Origin of the sequence: Pulveribacter suum, assembly GCF_003013695.1 — a bacterium.
Lineage (GTDB): Bacteria > Pseudomonadota > Gammaproteobacteria > Burkholderiales > Burkholderiaceae_C > Melaminivora > Melaminivora suum.
Window position 1 is genome coordinate 2,684,551 of the sequence record NZ_CP027792.1, and the last position, 15,187, is coordinate 2,699,737.

8 protein-coding genes are annotated in these 15,187 nt (G+C 70.5%); 5 read left to right on the forward strand and 3 right to left on the reverse strand.

All coding sequences use genetic code 11. The annotated features are described in order from the left end of the window. The first annotated feature begins 3 nt into the window (after positions 1-3). The 5 genes from puuE to C7H73_RS12325 all read left to right on the forward strand — a co-directional run bounded on the left by puuE (position 4) and on the right by C7H73_RS12325 (position 8,389). Complete coding sequence (puuE, locus tag C7H73_RS12305; RefSeq protein ID WP_106846914.1) at positions 4-969, forward strand: allantoinase PuuE; 966 nt, start codon at positions 4-6, stop codon at positions 967-969. Between the two features lie 67 nt (positions 970-1,036). Beyond that, positions 1,037-2,812, forward strand: a complete 1,776-nt coding sequence (gene uraD, locus C7H73_RS12310; RefSeq protein ID WP_106846915.1) for a 2-oxo-4-hydroxy-4-carboxy-5-ureidoimidazoline decarboxylase — start codon at positions 1,037-1,039, stop codon at positions 2,810-2,812. A gap of 39 nt (positions 2,813-2,851) precedes the next feature. Then, positions 2,852-4,120, forward strand: coding sequence for a M20 family metallopeptidase (locus C7H73_RS12315; protein WP_106846916.1), 1,269 nt, complete (start codon positions 2,852-2,854; stop codon positions 4,118-4,120). Between the two features lie 291 nt (positions 4,121-4,411). Further along, entirely contained in the window at positions 4,412-5,899 is a 1,488-nt protein-coding gene (locus tag C7H73_RS12320; protein WP_106846917.1) for a nucleobase:cation symporter-2 family protein, read from the forward strand. A 180-nt stretch (positions 5,900-6,079) separates the two neighbouring features. Then, positions 6,080-8,389, forward strand: coding sequence for an NADP-dependent malic enzyme (locus C7H73_RS12325; protein WP_106846918.1), 2,310 nt, complete (start codon positions 6,080-6,082; stop codon positions 8,387-8,389). Positions 8,390-8,620: 231 nt separating this feature from the next. Here the strand turns inward: C7H73_RS12325 and C7H73_RS12330 are convergent, their stop codons facing one another. From C7H73_RS12330 to ppc, 3 genes are all read right to left on the reverse strand, one after another. Then, positions 8,621-9,826, reverse strand: a complete 1,206-nt coding sequence (locus tag C7H73_RS12330; RefSeq protein ID WP_106846919.1) for an MFS transporter — start codon at positions 9,824-9,826, stop codon at positions 8,621-8,623. A gap of 144 nt (positions 9,827-9,970) precedes the next feature. After that, positions 9,971-12,178, reverse strand: a complete 2,208-nt coding sequence (gene yccS, locus C7H73_RS12335; RefSeq protein WP_106846920.1) for a YccS family putative transporter — start codon at positions 12,176-12,178, stop codon at positions 9,971-9,973. Between the two features lie 7 nt (positions 12,179-12,185). Next, positions 12,186-15,053 (reverse strand): phosphoenolpyruvate carboxylase, encoded by a 2,868-nt coding sequence (gene ppc, locus C7H73_RS12340; protein ID WP_106846921.1) that lies wholly within the window; start codon positions 15,051-15,053, stop codon positions 12,186-12,188. Between the last annotated feature and the right edge of the window lie 134 nt (positions 15,054-15,187).

Below are 15,187 nucleotides of genomic sequence, written 5' to 3' on the forward strand. Positions count from 1 at the left end.
CCCATGACCGCCCTGTACGACGCCTGCGCCCCCTACCCCCGCGACCTGGTCGGTTACGGCCGTCGCCCGCCCCACCCGCACTGGCCCGGCAAGGCGCGCGTGGCCGTGCAGTTCGTGCTGAACTACGAGGAAGGCGGCGAGAACAGCGTGCTGCACGGCGATGCGGCCAGCGAGCAGTTCCTGTCCGAAATGTTCAACCCCGCGGCCTACCCCGCGCGGCACATGAGCATGGAGGGCATTTACGAATACGGCTCGCGCGCCGGCGTGTGGCGCCTCTTGCGCGAGTTTGAAAAACGCGGCCTGCCGCTCACCGTGTTCGGCGTGGCCACGGCATTGAAGCGCCATCGCGAGGTGGCGCAGGCTTTCGACGAGCTGGGCCACGAGGTCGCCTGCCACGGCCTCAAATGGATCCACTACCAGGACGCGCCGGAAGGCCTCGAGCGCGCCCACATGCACGAGTGCCTGGCGATCTTCGACGCGCTGTACGGCCAGGGCACCGACCATGCCCTGGGCTGGTACACCGGCCGCGACAGCCCCAACACCCACCGCCTGGTGGCCGACGCGGGCCGTTTCGTCTATGACAGCGACTACTACGGGGATGACCTGCCGCTGTGGATGCAGGTGGCGCGCACCGACGGCAGCCGCGCCCGCCAGCTCGTCGTGCCCTATACGCTGGACTGCAACGACATGCGCTTCGCCCTGCCCCAGGGCTATTCGCACGCCGACCCGTTCTTTCAGTACCTGAAGGACAGCTTCGACGTGCTGTACGCCGAGGGCGACCCGGCCGGCGACAACGCCCCGAAGATGATGAGCATCGGCATGCACTGCCGCCTGCTGGGCCGGCCCGGGCGCATCACGGCGCTGCAGCGCTTCCTGGACCACATCCAGGAGCGCGAAGGCGTCTGGGTATGCCGGCGCATCGACCTGGCGCGCCACTGGGCGGCGCAGCACCCGGCACCCGCCATTTGAGTCAAATCGGCCTCCAGCGCTTACCCACAAAGCGCCGGCAGCTCACTTTTCAATAGCAGGAGACACTGTGGCCCTGACCCTGGAACAACTCAACGCCGCGCCGCTGCAGGGTGCCGTGGCCATGCTCGAGGGCGTCTATGAGCACTCGCCCTGGATCGCCGAGGCGGCGCTGGCCGAGCGCCCGTTCGCGTCGCTGGCGCAGCTCAAGCACGCCATGGTGCGGGTCCTGGCCGCCGCGGGCGAAGACGCGCAGCTGGCGCTGATCCGCGCCCACCCCGAGCTGGCCGGCAAGGCCGCGGTCAGCCAGCAGCTGACGGCCGAGTCCACCCACGAGCAAAGCAAGGCGGGCCTCACCGACTGCACGCCCGAGGAGTTCGCGCGCATCCAGCAGCTCAACCAGGACTACAACACGCGCTTCGGCTTTCCCTTCATCCTGGCGGTGCGCGGCCCGCGCGGCACGGGCCTGCCGCGGCGCGAGATCATCGAGACCTTTGCGCGGCGCCTGGCCAACCACCCCGACTTCGAGCGCGCCGAGGCGCTGCGCAACATCCACCGCATCGCCGAGATCCGCCTGAACGACAAGTTCGGCCACGAGCCCGCGCTGGGCAACGACGTGTGGGACTGGCACGAGCGCCTGGCCCAGCACAGCGACCCCGGCTACGCCGAGCAGGGCCAGCTCACCGTCACCTACCTCACCGACGCGCACCGCGCCTGCGCTCAGCGCATCAGCCACTGGATGCGCGAGAGCGGCTTCGACGAGGTCGAGATCGACGCCGTGGGCAACGTGGTGGGGCGCTACAAGCCCGCCACAGAAGATGGCAAATACCTGATGACGGGCAGCCACTACGACACCGTCAGGAACGGCGGCAAGTACGACGGCCGCCTGGGCATCTTCGTGCCCATGGCCGCCGTGCGCGAGCTGCACCAGCGCGGCCGGCGCCTGCCGTTCGGCATCGAGGTCGTCGCTTTTGCCGAAGAGGAAGGCCAGCGCTACAAGGCCACGTTCCTGGGCTCGGGCGCGCTGACCGGCCACTTCGACACCACCTGGCTGGAGCAGCAGGACGCCGACGGCATCACCATGCGGCGCGCCATGGAGCACGCCGGCCTGTGCGTGGACGACATCGGCAAGCTCCGGCGCGACGCCGCCCGCTACCTGGGCTTCGTCGAGGTGCACATCGAGCAGGGCCCGGTGCTGACCGAGCTGGACCTGCCCCTGGGCATCGTCACCAGCATCAACGGCAGCGCGCGCTACGTGTGCGAGATGATCGGCATGGCCAGCCACGCCGGCACCACGCCCATGGACCGCCGCCGCGACGCCGCCCTGGGCGTGGCGGAGCTGGCGCTGTACATGGAGCAGCGCGCCGGCCAGGACGCGGGCAGTGTCGCCACCATGGGCATGCTGCAGGTGCCCGGCGGCTCCATCAACGTGGTGCCCGGGCGCTGCACCTTCAGCCTGGACCTGCGCGCGCCCACCGACGTGCAGCGCGACGCGCTGGTGAACGACGTGATGGACCGGCTGCAAACCATCGCCCAGCGCCGCGGCCTGCAATACACGGCCGAGCTGACCATGCAGGCCGCCGCCGCCCCCAGCGACCCCGCCTGGCAGCAGCGCTGGGAGGCCGCCGTGCAGGCCCTGGGCGTGCCGCTGTTTCGCCTGCCCAGCGGGGCCGGCCACGACGCCATGAAGCTGCACGAAATCATGCCCCAGGCCATGCTGTTCGTGCGTGGGCTCAACAGCGGCATCAGCCACAACCCGCTGGAGTCCACCACCAGCGACGACATGGAGCTGGCGGTGCAGGCCTTCTCCCAGCTGCTGGGCCAGCTCGCCGCCGAGATGGACTGAACCGTCCGCCCCGACACCCCTTTTTTCACGCGAAACGCCATGAACACCGACGCCCAAGCCACCTACGCCGCGCTGGATGCGTGGATCGACCAGCACTTTGACGAGCAGGTGCAGTTCCTGCAGCAGCTCGTGCGCGTGCCCACCGACACGCCGCCGGGCAACAACGCGCCGCACGCCGAACGCACGGCCGAGCTGCTCGCGCCCTTCGGCTTCGAGGCCGAGCGCCATGTCGTGCCCGAGGCTGAAGTGCGCGACTACGGCATGCAGTCCATCACCAACCTGATCGTGCGCCGCCCCTACGGCGATGGCGGCAAGACCATCGCCCTGAACGCCCACGGCGACGTGGTGCCGCCCGGCGAGGGCTGGACGCACGACCCCTACGGCGCCGAGGTTGCGGACGGCCGCATGTACGGCCGCGCCACCGCCGTGAGCAAGAGCGACTTCTCCACGTTCACCTACGCCGTGCGCGCGCTGGAGGCCGTCGCCCGGCCGGCCAAGGGCGCGGTGGAGCTGCACTTCACTTATGACGAGGAGTTCGGCGGACTGCTGGGCCCCGGCTGGTTGCTGGAGCAAGGCCTGACGAAGCCCGACCTGCTGATCGCCGCTGGCTTTTCCTACGAGGTGGTGACGGCGCACAACGGCTGCCTGCAGATGGAAGTCACCGTGCACGGCAAGATGGCCCACGCGGCCGTGCCGTACACCGGCGTGGACGCGCTGCAGGCCGCGGTGGCCCTGATGAACGCGCTGTACGCCGAGAACGAGAAGTACCGCAGCGTGCGCTCGCAGGTGGCGGGCATCAACCACCCTTATCTGAACATCGGCCGAATCGAAGGCGGCACCAACACCAACGTCATCCCCGGCAAGGTGGTGCTCAAGCTGGACCGCCGCATGATCCCCGAGGAAGACCCGGCCGAGGTGGAGGCCAGCATCCGCGCCGTGATTGCGCGCGCCGTGCAGCAGTTCAACGAAGGCCGTGGCTACCAGGGCGAGGACGCCGTGCGCGTGGACATCCGCCGCCTGCTGCTGGCCCGCGCCATGACGCCCCTGGCCGGCAACGCGCCGTTGGTGGACGCCATCCAGAAGCACGGCGAGGCAATTTTTGGCGAAAAGCCCCCGGCCGTGGGCACGCCGCTGTACACCGACGTACGCCTGTATGTGGAGCGCGGCATTCCCGGCGTGATCTACGGCGCCGGCCCGCGCACCGTGCTGGACAGCCACGCCAAGCGCGCCGACGAGCGCGTGGAGCTGGAAGACCTGCGCCGCGCCACCAAGGTGGTGGCGCGCAGCCTGGCGGACCTGCTGGCCTGACGCCCGGAGCCCCCGACACGCCAACCCGGCCCCGGCCGGGTTTTTCGTGCCCGGACGGGCGTCTGAATTTCATATCGCAAACTGGCCTGTTGCTGGGCAAAACCAGCACTTGGCCATTGCCTCAAAAGCCTCGTTTTCCGCGGGCAAACCCCTAGCAAACGGCGTTCGGCGCCCCGGTTTTCCCTGTTCCGCACAGCGGCTGGTTTGTATACACTTTTTGTATGGATCGCTGTGTGCAGTTGTGCCCGGCGTTCTCCGTACCGCCCCGGCGTGAGCAACCAAGGAAGACCCATGTCCACGAACGTCCATCCCGTTGACGAACAACTACCCTGGGGCCGCGCGGCCACCCTGGGCCTGCAGCACGTTCTGGTGATGTACGCCGGCGCGGTGGCCGTGCCGCTGATCGTCGGGCGCGCGCTCAACCTGCCGCCCGACCAGGTGGCGCACCTGATCTCGGCCGACCTGTTCGTCTGCGGCCTGGTCACGCTGATCCAGGCCTGGGGCTGCACGCAGTGGTTCGGCATCAAGCTGCCGGTGATGATGGGCGTGACGTTCGCCGCCGTGGCGCCCATGGTGTCCATGGCCCAGACCACGGGCGGCCAGCTGGGCGCCGGGATGATCTTTGGCGCGGTGATAGGCGCGGGCGTGGTCTCCATACTGATAGCGCCCTTCATGAGCCGCATGCTGCGCTTTTTCCCGCCGGTGGTCACCGGCACCATCATTGCGGTGATCGGCATCAGCCTGATGCGTGTGGGCATCAACTGGATCTTCGGCAACCCGGTCGGCCCCACGGCGCCCACGGTGCCCAACCCCGAGCATCTGAAATGGCTGGCCAGCGCGCAGTCCGCCGCCGGCGCCCCCGGCTCGGCCCTGCCGCCCCTGCCCAAGGGCTTTGCCGTGGTGCCCACCATCCCCAACCCCAAGTACGCCGACCTGACCGGCGTGGGCATCTCCGGCATCGTGCTGCTGACCATCTTGCTGGTGGCGCGCTTTGGCCGCGGCTTCGTCGCCAACATCTCGGTGCTGCTGGGCATCCTGGTGGGCGGCATCATCACGGCCGCCATGGGCCTGATGAACTTCCAGAAGGTGGGCCAGGCGCGCTGGTTCGACGTCGTGCTGCCCTTTCAGATCGCCACGCCCGTGTTCGACCCGATGCTGATCCTGACCATGACGCTGGTGATGATCGTGGTGATGATCGAGTCGGTGGGCATGTTCCTGGCGCTGGGCGACATGACCGGCAAGGAAGTCACCACCGAAGACCTCAAGCGCGGCCTGCGCACGGACGGCCTGGGCACGCTGATCGGCGGCATCTTCAACACCTTCCCCTACACCAGCTTCTCGCAAAACGTGGGCCTGGTGGCCGTCACCGGCGTCAAGAGCCGCTGGGTCTGCGTGGCGGGCGGCTTCGTGCTGATCGTGCTGGGGGTGCTGCCCAAGATGGCGGCGCTGATCGAATCGCTGCCCACCGTGGTGCTGGGCGGCGCCGGCCTGGTCATGTTCGGCATGGTGGCGGCCACGGGCATCCGCATCCTGTCCAACGTGGACTTTCAGAACAACCGCAACAACGCCATGATCGTGGCCGTCTCCATCGGCGTGGGCATGATCCCGCTGGTGGCGCCCAACTTCCGCCAGTGGATGCCGCATGCCATCCACCCGCTGATCGAATCCGGTATCCTGCTGTCTTCGATTGCCGCCGTGGCCCTGAACGTCTTCTTCAACGGCGCCAGCCGCGACACCAGCGCAGCCGTGCGGGCCGCCCGGCAGGCAGACGCCCACTGACACCCGGGCGTTCGCCCCCTGATCGATGCCCTCCACCCGAAGGCAGTCCTCCGCACACGACGCCCCGTCGGCCGCATGGCTGGCGGGGCTTTTTTGGCCCTGCTGAAAGTGCCTGCCGCTGTCAGCATGCAGTAAGCTCGTTTCGAACGTTTTTCGAGTGCTCAACGCTCCGTTTCTGCCATGACACAGAACCTCTCCCCCGCCGAATCCGCCCTGCGCGACGCTGCCCGCGAATACCACCGCAGCCCCACCCGCGGCAAGATTTCCGTCACGCCGACCAAGCCCCTGTCCAACCAGCGCGACCTGTCGCTGGCTTACTCGCCGGGCGTGGCTTACCCCTGCCTGGACATCCAGGCCGATCCATCCAAGGCGTTCGACTACACCTCGCGCGGCAACCTGGTCGGCGTGATCACCAACGGCACGGCCGTGCTGGGCCTGGGCGACATCGGCCCGCTGGCCGGCAAGCCGGTCATGGAAGGCAAGGGCTGCCTGTTCAAGAAGTTCGCCGGCGTGGACGTGTTCGACATCGAGCTGGCCGAGCGCGACCCGGACAAGCTGATCGAGATCATCGCGGCGCTGGAGCCCACGCTGGGCGGCATCAACCTGGAAGACATCAAGGCGCCCGAGTGCTTCTACATCGAGCGCGAGCTGTCCAGGCGCATGAACATCCCCGTGTTCCACGACGACCAGCACGGCACGGCCATCATCAGCAGCGCCGCCCTGCTCAACGGCCTGGAGCTGGTGGGCAAGGACATCGGCGCGGTGAAGGTCGCCGTCTCCGGCGCCGGCGCGGCAGCGATTGCCTGCGTGGACGTGATGGTGGGGCTGGGCGTGAAGCGCGAGCACATCTTCATGGTGGACTCCAAGGGCGTGATCCACACCGGCCGCACGGGGCTGGATGCATCCAAGGCGCGCTATGCGCAGGCAACCGACGCCCGCACGCTGGCCGACGTGGTGCATGGGGCCGACGTGTTCCTGGGCTGCTCGGCCCCCGGCGTGCTGACGGCCGAGATGGTGAAGACCATGGCGGCGCGCCCCATCATCCTGGCCCTGGCCAACCCCGAGCCGGAGATCCGCCCCGAGCTGGCGCGCGCCGTGCGCCCGGACTGCATCATCGCCACCGGCCGCTCGGACTACCCCAACCAGGTCAACAACGTCCTGTGCTTCCCCTACATCTTCCGCGGCGCGCTCGATTGCGGCGCCAGCAAGATCACCGAGGCCATGAAGCTCGCCTGCGTGCGCCAGATTGCCGCGCTGGCCAAGGAGAACATCAGCGAAGAGGTGGCCGCGGCCTACGCCGGCACCGAGCTGACCTTCGGCCCCGACTACCTGATTCCCACGCCGTTCGACTCGCGCCTGATCCTGAAGATCGCCCCGGCCGTGGCGCAGGCTGCGTTCGACTCGGGCGTGGCCACACGCCCCATCGAGGACATGGAGGCCTACCGCGAGCACCTGTCGCGCTACGTCTATCAAACCGGCATGCTGATGCGCCCGGTCATCAACGCAGTCAAGGCCCTGCCGCATGAAGAAAAGCGCGTGGCCTATTCCGATGGCGAGGACGAGCGCGTGCTGCGCGCCGCGCAGGTGGCCATCGACGACCACATCGCCCGGCCCATCCTGGTGGGCCGCCCCGCGGTGATTGCTGCGCGCATCGCCAAGGCCGGCCTGCGCATGCAGCCGGGCGTGGACGTGGAGATCGTCAACCCCGAGGACGACCCGCGCTTTCGCCAGTACTGGGAGCTGTACCACCAGCTGATGAAGCGCGACGGCGCCACGCCCGAGGTGGCCAAGGCCGCCGTGCGCCGCTCCAACACCATCATCGCCGCGCTGATGGTCAAGCTGGGCGACGCCGACGCCATGATCTGCGGCCTGGCGGGCACCTACGAGACGCACCTGGAGCGTATCGACCACATCCTGGGCCGCGCCAGCGGCGCGCGCCAGTACGCTGCGCTCAACGCCGTCATGACGGCCAGCAACGGCCCGCTGTTCATCGCCGACACCTATGTCAACGAAGACCCCACCGCCGAGGAGCTGGCCGAGATTGCCTGGGCTTCGGTGCAGGAGGTGCAGCGCTTTGGCATCCCGGCCAAGGTGGCCTTTTTGTCGCACTCCAGCTACGGCTCGTCGCGCCGCGGCTCGGCGCGCAAGATGCGCGCCGCGCGCGACCTGTTCGTGCAGCAGCACCCCGACATCGAGTGCGACGGCGAGCTGCACGGCGACGCGGCGCTGGAGCCCAAGATCCGCGCCAGCTACCTGGGCGACTCGACGCTCAACGGCTCGGCCAACGTGCTGGTCTGCCCCAATCTGGACGCGGCCAACATCCTCTACAACGTGCTCAAGACCACCAGCAGCGGCGGCGTCACCGTGGGCCCCATCCTGATGGGCACGGCCGCCACCGCCTACATCCTCACGCCCGCCGCCACCATGCGCCGCGTGCTGAACATGACGGCCCTGGCCGTGGCCAGCAGCGCCGCGCGGCGCGCGGGCTAAAAGCCCGACGCGCCGGCATCCACCAGCAAAAGCCGCTCCTGGGAGCGGCTTTTTTTTGTTGGCGGCCCTATTGAGCGGCAAGCGCACCAAAACGGGATTTTGCGGAACGAGGCAGGGCTCACTGGCATATCCGCGCCACTTGTCAGTGCCTGATAAAGCGAGCTGGGAGCCGCCTCATGGGCTCCCTTGGTGCATCAGCTCAATGACACCTTTCGTTCGTACGGAGGCCGATCAATCCAGCGTGCGCCGCTGCAGCACCAGCGACACCCCGAACACCGCCAGCCCGCCCAGCGCCAGCGCAGCGCCCACCCAGCCGGTGGCCGCCCAGCCCCAGCCCAGGGCGATGGCCAGGCCACCCAGCCAGGCGCCCAGCGCGTTGGCCGCATTGAAGGCCGAGTGGTTCAGCGCCGCGGCCAACGACTGCCCCTCGCCCGCCACGTCCATCAGCCGCACCTGCAGCGCCGGGCCCAGGGCGCCAAGGGTGCCGACCAGGAAGGTGCTGGCCAGCGCCAGCGGCAGCACCGGCGCCGTGAGCGCGAACAGCGCCAGCACCGCGGCGCCCCACAGCAAGATGCCGGCAATGGTGCCCATCAGGTGGCGGTCCATGAAGCGCGGCCCCAGCCCGTTGCCCGCCACCATGCCCAGGCCCAGCAGCGCCAGCGCAAACGGCAGCGCCGGCGGCGGCAGCTGTGCCAGCTGCAGCAGCGTGGGCTTGATGTAGCTGAAGACGGAAAACAGCCCGCCAAAGCCCACCGCACCCACGCCCAGCGTCAGCCAGACCTGGGCCCTGGCCAGCGCGCGCAGCTCGCCGCGGGCGCTGGCCTGGGCGGGCGCCGGGGTGCGTGGCACCCAGCGGTGCACCAGCGCCACGGCCAGCAGGCCGATGGCGCCCACCAGCGCAAAGGCCGCGCGCCAGCCCAGGCCCTCGCCCATCCAGGCGGCCAGCGGCACGCCCACCACCACGGCCACCGTCAGCCCCAGCATGATGTGCCCCACCGCCGCTGCGCGCCGCCCGGCCGGCGCCAGCCCGGCGGCCACCAGGGCGGCCACGCCGAAGTAGGTGCCGTGCGGCAGCCCGGCGGCAAAGCGCAGCAGGCTCAGGCTGACATAGCCCGGCGCCAGCGCGCTGGCGAAGTTGCCCAGCGCGAAGCAGGCCATCAGCGCCATCAGCAGCGCGCGCCGCTCCAGGCGCGCACCCAGCACCGCCAACACCGGCGCGCCCACCACCACGCCGAGGGCATACGCACTGATGACGTGGCCGGCCTGCGGGATGGACACGCCCAGGTCGGCCGCCACCTCGGGCAGCAGGCCCATGATGGCGAATTCGCCCGTGCCGATGCCGAAGCCGCCCACGCCCAGTGCCAGCACGGCAGGGCCGTAGGCGCTGCGTTCGGGGGCGGACGGGCGGTCAGGGGCGTGCGGCGGGTGGGTGGACATGGCGAGCAGTCAGGGTAAACCCGCGTATTGTCCTGCAAAAATGAGAGCTGCCCACGCTGGAATCATGCGGCTTTGCAAGCAAATAAGCTGTCAAACCCAGGCGGATCAAGCGCCAGCAGCTCCTCTTTTAATAGCATCCATGGATCAGCCGGCGCGGCCGGCGGGCGCGGGTGCCACTTCCACCAGGCGGGCGGCGGCGGCGCGCAGCGGCTGCATCTGGCGGCAGACCTGGGCCAGCTGCAGGTGCAGCAGTGCAGGCTCGTCATCCGCGGCGGGCGGGCGCTCCAGCGTCTGCGCCCAGGCGTCGGTGTCGCCCTGGACCGCCGCGGGCGGCAAATGCGCGCGCAGCGCCTGGGCCAGCGCGTCGATCTGCCCGGCCAGGCCGCCGGCGATGCGGGCGGCCTCGCCGCCTGGCGGCGCGCCGCCTGCAGGCACCAGCTGCAGGTCGCGGTGTGCGCCCAGCGCCGACAGGTGGCCCAGCAGCGTGTGCGTGCTCACCAGCAGGTCCAGCCCGGCGCGCGCATGGCGGCGCACCCAGGGCGGCTCGCGCAGCATGTGCGACAGCGTGGCCGACAGCGCCGCATCGGCGTTGTGCGCGCGCCGGCGCGCCACGCGATAGGCCAGGTCGTCGGCACGGCCGCTGGCGTATTGCTGGGTGATCTGGCGCAGGTATTCGGCGCAGGCGGCCAGCGCGTCGGCGGCGGCCGCGCCCAGGCGCCGGCCCTGCCAGTCGGGCAGCACCAGCAGCAGCGCCGCGGCGGCGATGGCGGCGCCCACCACGGTGTCCAGCAGGCGCGGCACGATCAGCGCGTAGCCCGCGCCCGTGCCGTGGTTGAACAGCATCAGCACCATCAGCGTGACGGCGGCCGTGGCCGTGACGTAGCGCTGCGTGCGCGTGAGAAAGAACACCACGCCCCCGCCCACCGCCAGCAGCGCCTGCACGGTCAGCTGCGGAAACAGCCGCATCAGCGCCCAGCCCAGCACCAGCCCCAGCACCGTGCCGCCGACGCGCTGCGCCAGCCGCGAGACCGTGGCGCCGTAGGTGGGCTGGCAGACGATGAGCGTGGTCATCATGATCCAGTAGCCGTGCGCCGGGTCGGCCAGCTGCATGGCGAGCCAGGCCGCGCCCAGCGCCAGCGACAGCCGCACGGCGTGGCGAAACAGCGCCGAGCGCACGTGCAGCTGCGAGCGCACGCGGCCAAAGGCCTCGGCCAGCGAATGCGGCGCCTGGTCGGCCAGCGCCAGGTCGCCGCGCAGCGGGCTGACCAGCGGCTCGGTGGCAGCCGCCAGCTGCGCGCCCAGGCGGTCCAGGTTGCGCGCCACGGCGCGCAGCGAGCGCAGCGGCCGCTGCCAGTCGCTTTGCTGCTGGCGGCGCAGCCAGGCCAGCGAATCGTGCAGGTCGGCCAGCGCCTGGCCATGCCCGGCCTGTACCGCCGGCGGGCGGTTCGCGCGCAGCGCCTGCCCCAGCTGGATGCAGGCCGCGCCCTGCAGCAGCAGCACGCGCTGGCAGCGGTACAGCACGTCGCTGTGAAACAGCACCTCCGTCCATTCGCCGTAGGCGTAGTGCGAGGCGCTGGCGCGCTCGTGAATGTCCTGGGCGATGAAGTACAGCCGCAGCAGCTCGGCCAGAGCGCCCTGCGGCGCCTGGCCAGGGCGGGTGCGCGCCAGGATGCTTTCCTTGGCGCTGTTGAGCGCGGCCACCACGCGCGCGTTGACCTGGGCCAGCGCCAGGCGGCGGGCATGCATGTCCACGCCCCGCACGGGCTCGAACACGCTGGCCTTCAGGCGCAGGTAGGCACCCAGCTGCGCGTACAGCCCGGCCAGCGCGTGGCGCACGGGCAGCAGCGGCGCGGCCGCGCTCCACAGCACCGACAGCAGGCCGTACCAGGCCGCGCCGGCCAGCAGTAGCGCCGCCACGGTGGTGGCGGGCAGGCCGCCCTGCGGGCTGCCGGTCTCGCTGATGGCGGCGTACAGCGCCATGATGATGGTGGCCGCGGCAATGGCCCGGTAGCGCCCGCCCACGGCGCCCAGCAGCGTGAAGACGAAGCCGCAGGCCAGCAGCGCCGCCAGCGTGGCCAGCGGATGCGCGACCAGCCCGGTGATGCCAAAGCCCACGGCGCCAAAGCACGCCAGCATGACGGCCAGGGCCTTCAGGCGCCCGCGCCAGCTGTCGTCCACCTCGGACAGGGCGCTGGCCAGCGCGCCCAGCAGCAGCGGCACCATCAGGTCGCCGCGCCCGCTGGCCATGCCCAGCGCCATGACGCCGGCCAGCGCCAGCGTCAGCCGGGCGGCGTAGGCCCAGGCGATCTCGGCGCCCAGGCGCTGCAGCCACTGCGCGGTGAAGGCCTCCACGGCGGCCTCAGCCCGTGTTGCGCAGCCCGGCGGCGATGCCGTTGATGCAGATGTGGATGCCGGTCTGCACCCGCTCGTCGCCCTGGCCGGCGCGCCAGCGGCGGATCAGCTCCACCTGCAGGTGGTGCAGCGGGTCGATGTAGGGAAAGCGGTGGCGGATGGAGCGCGCCAGGGCCGCATTGCCGGCCAGGCGCTGGCGCTCGCCAGTGATGCGCGCGAGCGCCTCGGCCGTGCGGTGCCACTCGGACTCGATGGCGCCGAACACGCGCCGGCGCAGGCGGGCGTCGGGCACCAGTTCGCTGTAGCGCGAGGCCAGCGCCAGGTCGCTCTTGGCCAGCACCATGTCCATGTTGGACAGCAGGGTGTGAAAGAACGGCCACTGGCGGTACATCTTCTGCAGCAGCTGCAGGCGGGCCTTGGCGTCCTGGCCGGGGGCCTTGACGAAGGCCTCCACCGCCGCACCAAAGCCGTACCAGCCCGGCAGGGTGAGGCGGCACTGGCCCCAGCTGAAGCCCCAGGGGATGGCGCGCAGGTCCTCGATCTTCTGGCTGGCCTTGCGCGAGGCCGGGCGCGAGCCGATGTTGAGCTCGGCGATCTCGCGGATCGGCGTGGCGCTGAAGAAATACTGCGTGAAGCCCGGCGTCTCATAGACCAGCGCGCGGTAGGCGGCCATGCTGGCGCGCGACAGCTCCTCGGCCGCGGCCAGGAAGGCATCGCTGGCCGGCTTGGTGGGCTGCAGCAGCGTGGCCTCCAGCGTGGCGGCGACGAGTGTTTCCAGGTTGCGCCGGCCGATCTCGGGGTTGGCGTATTTCGACGCGATCACCTCGCCCTGCTCCGTCAGGCGGATCTGCCCGCGCACGGTGCCCGGCGGCTGCGCCAGGATGGCCTGGTAGCTGGGCCCGCCGCCGCGGCCCACGGTGCCGCCGCGGCCGTGGAACATGCGCAGGCGCACAGGGGGCGCGGGCCGGGCGGCCTCGTTCATCTCGTCGAACAGAGCCACCAGCGCGATCTCGGCGCGGTACAGCTCCCAGTTGCTGGTGAAGATGCCGCCGTCCTTGTTGCTGTCGCTGTAGCCCAGCATGATGTCCTGCAGCGCGCCGCTGGCGCGCACCAGCTGCGCCACGCCGGGCAGCGCATAGAACTCGCGCATGATGGGCGCGGCATTGCGCAGGTCTTCGATCGTCTCGAACAGCGGCACCACGATGAGCTGCACGCACGCGTCGCTGTCGCCCAGGGTGCCCTGCATCAGGCCCGCTTCCTTTTGCAGCAGCAGCACCTCCAGCAGGTCGCTCACCGTCTCGGTGTGGCTGATGATGTAGTGGCGGATGGCTTCGCGCCCGTAGCGCTGCAGCAGCGCGCGGGCAGTCTCGAAGATCGCCAGCTCGCCCTGCGTGTGCTCGCTGTAGCGCGCCCCCACCACGCGCAGCGGGCGGGCATCGCCCAGCAGCTGCAGCAGCAGCGCGCGGCGCTCGGGCTCGCCCAGGCGGGGGTAGTCCGGTTCGACGCGGGCCAGTGCCAGCAGCTCGGCCACCACGCGCTCGTGCTGGTCCGAGCTTTGGCGCAGGTCCACCGTGGCCAGGTGAAAGCCGAACACTTCCACCGAACGCATCAGCGGCGCGAGCCGCTCGGAGGTGAGCGCCGCCCCCTGGTGCGAGCGCAGCGAGGCCTCGATCACGCGCAGGTCAGCCAGGAACTCCTGCGCGCTGTCATAGGGGCTGTGCGGCGCGACGGCGTGGCGCGCGGCCTCGGTGCCAGTCAGGTTTCGCAAGGTGGCCGCCAGGCGGGCGTAGATGCCGGTCAGCGCGCGGCGGTAGGGCTCGTCCTGGCGGTGGGCGCTGGTGTCAGGCGAGCGCTCGGCCAGCTGCTGCATCTCGGGCGAGACCTGAACCAGGTTGCTCGACAGCGACAGCTCGCGCCCCAGCTGGTGCACCTCGGTCAGGTAGTGGCGCAGGGCCACCTCGCCCTGGCGCGACAGGGCCAGCGACAGCGTGGCGGCGCTCACGTTGGGGTTGCCGTCGCGGTCGCCGCCGATCCACTGGCCCATGCGCAAGAAGCTGGCGACCGGGTGCTGCGCGCCCAGCTCGCGCTCCAGCTCGGCGTAAATGCGCGGGATCTCGGTGAGGAAGGTGGATTCGTAGTACGACAGCGCGTTCTCGATCTCGTCGGCCACCGTGAGCTTGCTGTAGCGCAAGAGGCGCGTTTGCCACAGCTGCGCCACGCGGGCGCGCAGCTGCGCCTCGTTGGCGGCCAGCTCGCGCGGGGTCAACGTGTCGCGCGCGGCCTTGTACAGCTGGGCGCGGGTGGCGATCTCGTCCCTGCCGGCCAGCAGCTGGGCGATGCCGCGTTCGGCGTCCAGGATGCTCTTGCGCTGCACCTCGGTCGGGTGGGCGGTAAGCACCGGCGCCACGTAGGCGGCGGCCAGCGTCTCGGCCACGGCGCGGGGGGCAATGCCGGCCCAGCGCAGGCGCGCCAGCGCCACTTCGATGCTGCCTTCCTGGGTGCTGCCGGCGCGCTCGTGCACGGTGCGGCGGCGGATGTGGTGGCGGTCCTCGGCCAGGTTGGCCAGGTGGCTGAAATAGGTGAAGGCCCGGATCACGCTCACCGTCTGGTCGCCGGTGAGGGACTTGAGCAGTTTTTTGAGCGCCCGGTCGGCCTCCTGGTCAGCGTCGCGCCGGAAGGCTACCGACAGCTTGCGCACCTGCTCGACCAGGTCATAGGCGGCCACGCCCTCCTGCTCGCGGATCACGTCGCCCAGGATGCGCCCGAGCAGGCGGATGTCCTGCATCAGTGGCTGGTCCTTGCTGGCGGCGCGGCGGGCGGGGGCGGTCGGGGCGGGCGCGCCGGCGTCGGCGGCCTGGTCTGCGGGAGCGTTCATGCGCGGGAGTCTCCTGATGCGCCGCACGCAGGTGGGAGGAGGTGCGAAGGGGCGCGGCGGCGCGGCTGTTGCAGCGCAGCATGCTAGCATCCCGCGCTGCCCTGGCCGCCGGCCGCCGGGGCTGCGAGACACCG